This is a genomic window from Methanolobus halotolerans, assembly GCF_004745425.1.
GTDB classification, from domain to species: Archaea; Halobacteriota; Methanosarcinia; order Methanosarcinales; family Methanosarcinaceae; genus Methanolobus; species Methanolobus halotolerans.
Genome location: NZ_PGGK01000028.1, coordinates 1 through 5,190, shown reverse-complemented (window position 1 = coordinate 5,190; position 5,190 = coordinate 1). Strand labels below are relative to the sequence as shown.

The 5,190-nt window shown below is 52.3% G+C and carries 2 tRNA genes and 3 rRNA genes; all 5 read left to right on the top strand.

Annotation, left to right across the window (positions count from 1 at the left end):
* Window positions 1-170: 170 nt before the first annotated feature.
* Window positions 171-1,645 (top strand): 16S ribosomal RNA (locus CUN85_RS12780).
* An 85-nt stretch (window positions 1,646-1,730) separates the two neighbouring features.
* A tRNA-Ala gene (locus CUN85_RS12775) sits at window positions 1,731-1,803 on the top strand.
* Between the two features lie 129 nt (window positions 1,804-1,932).
* Window positions 1,933-4,861, top strand: a 23S ribosomal RNA gene (locus CUN85_RS12770).
* Between the two features lie 99 nt (window positions 4,862-4,960).
* Window positions 4,961-5,032: transfer RNA gene (locus CUN85_RS12765), tRNA-Cys, on the top strand.
* Window positions 5,033-5,062: 30 nt separating this feature from the next.
* Window positions 5,063-5,184: ribosomal RNA gene (gene rrf / locus CUN85_RS12760) — 5S ribosomal RNA — on the top strand.
* The 16S, 23S and 5S rRNA genes sit together here with 2 tRNA genes alongside, the layout of an rRNA operon.
* Window positions 5,185-5,190: the final 6 nt, after the last annotated feature.

The window sequence follows — 5,190 nt, the reverse complement described above, 5'->3', positions numbered from 1 at the left end:
TGTCTGACGTTGGATTTGGCAGTTCGGTTAATTCTGACCGGTAGTGTACTATATACTACAAAAGGAATTAGCCAAACTAATGTGCAGAAAGGAAAATTCTCTCAAATAGAATTTCTCCGATCGATTCCTTAAATGACTTCCAAAGAATATACTTTTGTGTGTGATCAACAATTCTGGTTGATCCTGCCAGAGGTTACTGCTATCGGTGTTCGATTAAGCCATGCGAGTCAAATGTTCTTCGTGAACATGGCGTACTGCTCAGTAACACGTGGATAACCTGCCCTAAGGTTCGGCATAACCCCGGGAAACTGGGGATAATTCCGAATAGTTCATAGAAACTGGAATGTTCTGTGATCAAAAGTTCCGGCGCCTTAGGATGGATCTGCGGCCTATCAGGTAGTAGTGGGTGTAACGTACCTACTAGCCGACGACGGGTACGGGTTGTGAGAGCAAGAGCCCGGAGATGGATTCTGAGACATGAATCCAGGCCCTACGGGGCGCAGCAGGCGCGAAAACTTTACAATGCGGGAAACCGCGATAAGGGGACACCGAGTGCCAGCATATTATGTTGGCTGTCCATATGTATAAATAACATGTGATAGCAAGGGCCGGGCAAGACCGGTGCCAGCCGCCGCGGTAACACCGGCGGCCCGAGTGGTAGCCACTATTATTGGGTCTAAAGGGTCCGTAGCCGGTTTGATCAGTCTTCCGGGAAATCTGACAGCTTAACTGTTAGGCTTCTGGGGGATACTGTCAGACTTGGAACCGGGAGAGGTAAGAGGTACTACAGGGGTAGGAGTGAAATCTTGTAATCCCTGTGGGACCACCAGTGGCGAAGGCGTCTTACCAGAACGGGTTCGACGGTGAGGGACGAAAGCTGGGGGCACGAACCGGATTAGATACCCGGGTAGTCCCAGCCGTAAACGATGCTCGCTAGGTGTCTGGGACGGTGCGACCGTTTCAGGTGCCGCAGGGAAGCCGTGAAGCGAGCCACCTGGGAAGTACGGCCGCAAGGCTGAAACTTAAAGGAATTGGCGGGGGAGCACTACAACGGGTGGAGCCTGCGGTTTAATTGGACTCAACGCCGGAAAACTCACCTGGGGCGACAGCAATATGTAGGTCAGGCTGAAGGTCTTACCCGAATCGCTGAGAGGAGGTGCATGGCCGTCGTCAGTTCGTACTGTGAAGCATCCTGTTAAGTCAGGCAACGAGCGAGACCCGTGCCCACTGTTGCCAGCATGTCCTTCGGGACGATGGGTACTCTGTGGGGACCGCCGCTGCTAAAGCGGAGGAAGGTGCGGGCTACGGTAGGTCAGTATGCCCCGAATCTCCAGGGCTACACGCGGGCTACAATGACCGGGACAATGGGCTCCTACCCCGAAAGGGGTTGGTAATCTCATAAACCCGGCCTTAGTTCGGATCGAGGGCTGTAACTCGCCCTCGTGAAGCTGGAATCCGTAGTAATCGCGTTTCAATATAGCGCGGTGAATACGTCCCTGCTCCTTGCACACACCGCCCGTCAAACCACCCGAGTGAGGTATGGGTGAGGGCACGGACCTTGTGCCGTGTTCGAACCTAAATTTCGCAAGGGGGGTTAAGTCGTAACAAGGTAGCCGTAGGGGAATCTGCGGCTGGATCACCTCCTAAGCAGATCGGCATAATGCCGATCACCACAACCGGTCAGAAATCGATAAACTGCCAGATCCAACAAAATAAAGCGGGACGCTCAGGGGCTTGTAGATCAGTTGGAAGATCGTCGCCTTTGCAAGGCGAAGGCCCTGGGTTCGAATCCCAGCAAGTCCATTTATATCAGTGCACCAGGCAAGTAATTTTGCCCGGGAAGGATGAAGTGGTCAACAACCCCATGTTGGTCACAATGAGATCATGTATAAGCATGCATATATCAGACGCTCACTGGATAAAGTGAGGTGGACTCTGGTAATTATGCCTTCAGGTGGATGGCTCGGCTCAAGTGCTGATGAGGGACGTGCCAAGCTGCGATAAGCCCAGGGTAGGTGCATGGAACCGATGAACCTGGGATCTCCTAATGGGTCTTCCTAATGCGCTTTGCGCATTGATCAGTAATGATCGGGAACGCCCCGAATTGAAACATCTTAGTAGGGGCAGGAAAAGAAATCGAAGAGATGCCGCTAGTAATGGCGAATGAACACGGTATAGTTCAAACTGAATCCCGCCGGTAACGGACGGGAGATGTGGTGTTATAGGCTTTTCCTAAAGGTCCCACTTGGTCATGATCGAACTTCTCTGGAACGTGAGACCAAAGAGTGTGAAAGTCACGTAGATAATGATCAAAGGACCCGGGATGTAGCCTGAGTAGCGTGGGTCGGAATTCTCGCGCGAATTTGGGAGGCACCAACTTCCAAAACTAAATACATCTTGAGACCGATAGCGAACTAGTAGGGTGACCGAAAACTGAAAAGTACCCCAAAAAGGGAGGTTAAAAGTGCCTGAAACCTGGAGGCGATGGAGCGATATGGCGTGAAAGGATCTTTGACGCGAAGGAAACAGCCGCGAGGCTGCTGTACGAGTGTCATTGCCGATGTCATATCTTACGTTTTGAAGAACGGGCCAGGGAGTGTATCGAAATGGCGATGGCTAACTTTTTACTTAGGAAGCCGAAGCGAAAGCAACATGCGCGCAACCCTTGCGGGTGAGGCGCGACGTATACAAGTGCGTGGAGTCATTACGATACGACCCGAAGCCGGGTGATCTAGGCGTGGGCAGGTTGAAGCGTGGCGAAAGCTACGTGGAGGACCGCAAGCGGTATTGATCTGCAAATCATTCGCGTGACCTGCGTCTCGGAGTGAAAGGCTAATCTAACCCGGCATCAGCTGGTTCCTTCCGAAACATGTCGCAGCATGACCTGACTGGAGATCGTCGGTGGGGTAGAGCACTGATTGGAGATTCTGGGGGAGAAATCCCTCATCCTCCTGTCAAACTCCAAAATCACCGTCATCGTAGAAGGTCGGAGTCCGGGCTACTGGGGTAAGCTTGTAGTCCGTAAGGGAGACAACCCAGCCCGTGGTTAAGGTCCCCAAGTGTCGACTAAGTGTTAATACTAAAGGGCGTCCTAAGCCCTAGACAGCTGGAAGGTTAGCTTAGAAGCAGCTATCCTTTAAAGAGTGCGTAACAGCCCACCAGTCGAGGTTTAGGGCCCCGAAAATGGACGGGGCTCAAGTCGACCACCGATACCACGGAGCACCGAAAGGTGATCTTGTAGGAAGGCGTTGCGTTCGGGCAGAAGCAGGGCTGTGAAGTCCTGTGGACCGTGCGGAAACGAAAATCCTGGTAATAGTAGCAGCATAGATAGGTGAGAATCCTATCCGCCGAAGGGGCCAGGTTTCCTCGGCAATGATCGTCAGCCGAGGGTTAGTCGGTCCTAAGACTTACCGTAATTCGAGTAAGTCAAAAGGGAAACAGGTTAATATTCCTGTACCTCTTGACAACAAACTGACGTTTTTGGGCAGGTTGAGCGGCGCTGTCGCGCCGTCCAAGCACCGAAGTCCGTGGAGAGCCGTAATGGCGAGAAGCGGACGAATGTGTTATGGCGAAAGTCAGCTTCACCCGGGAACCCGTGAAAAGGGAGTCAAGAGTCCGTACCGAGAACTGACACAGGTGCCCCTAGCTGAAAAGGCTAAGGCGTGTCGGAATATTTTGGCTAAGGGAATTCGGCAAATTAGCTCCGTAACTTCGGGAGAAGGAGTGCCTGCTGTGTAGACAGCAGGTCGCAGTGACAAGAGAGCTCTAACTGTCTAATATCAACATAGGAGATCGCAAACCCGTAAGGGCTAGTACGATCTCTGAATCCTGCTCAGTGCAGGTACCTGAAAACCCGGTTCAACGGGACGAAGGGCCTGTAAACAGCGGGGGTAACTATGACCCTCTTAAGGTAGCGTAGTACCTTGTCGCTTAATTGGCGACTCGCATGAATGGATCAATGAGAGCTCTACTGTCCCTAGCCAGAGTCCGGTGAAGCTTACTTTCTAGTGCACAGTCTAGAGACCTCTAGGGGGAAGTGAAGACCCCGTAGAGCTTTACTGCAGCCTGTCGCTGGGTTGTGATCTTGGATGTACAGTGTAGGTAGGAGACATCGAAACCGGTGCGCCAGCATCGGTGGAGTCGCCGTTGGGACACTACCCTTCTGAGATTACGATCCTAACTCCGCGAGGAGGACCCCGATAGGTAGGCAGTTTGCCTGGGGCGGGACGCCCTTGAAAAGATATCAAGGGCGCGCAATGGTTGACTCAAGTGGGTCGGAAACCTACTGAAGAGTGCAAGAGCATAAGTCAGCCTGACGTTATTCAGCATAGCAGTGGATGACGAGACGAAAGTCGGTTCTAGCGAACTTTTGTGTCCCGCTTGGTGCGGGCCAAAAATGACAGAAAAGTTACCTCGGGGATAATTGAGTTGTTGCCGGCAAGAGCACATATCGACCCGGCAGCTTGCTACTTCGATGTCGGTTCTTTCCATCCTGGCCGTGCAGCAGCGGCCAAGGGTGAGGTTGTTCGCCTATTAAAGGAGATCGTGAGCTGGGTTTAGACCGTCGTGAGACAGGTCGGTTACTATCTACTAGAGGTGTACGTGGTCTGAGGGTAAGCTACCTTTAGTACGAGAGGAACAGGGTAGCGGCGCCACTGGTGTATCGGTTGTCTGACAAGGCATCGCCGAGCAGCTACGCGCTAAGGAATAAGAGCTGAATGCATCTAAGCTCGAAATCTGACCTGAAAAGAGACTGCATTAAGGATTCCGATAGAAGATCGGTTTGATAGAGTCGGGATGTAAGCACCAAGGCAACGAGGTGTTCAGTCCGCGGCCACTAACCATCCGTGCCTATCTACCTTACTTTGTCCAGGCGAAATCTGATATGTGCATGCATGTTATACATGACCGTAAGGTAAAGTATTTAATGTACTGGTCCCAATGAATAATCGCTCTTGGCGCCAAGGTGGCGGAGCGGCTACGCAATCGCCTGCAGAGCGATTCCATTCCGGTTCGAATCCGGACCTTGGCTTTACCTTTAACTTCATCATCTGTAAGTGAGTCTGGCGGCCATAGCGGCAGGGCAATTCCTGTACCCATCCCGAACACAGAAGATAAGCCTGCCCGCGTTCCATACTGTACTGAAGTGCGAGAGCCTTCGGGAACTACGGATCGCTGCTGGCTCACTTA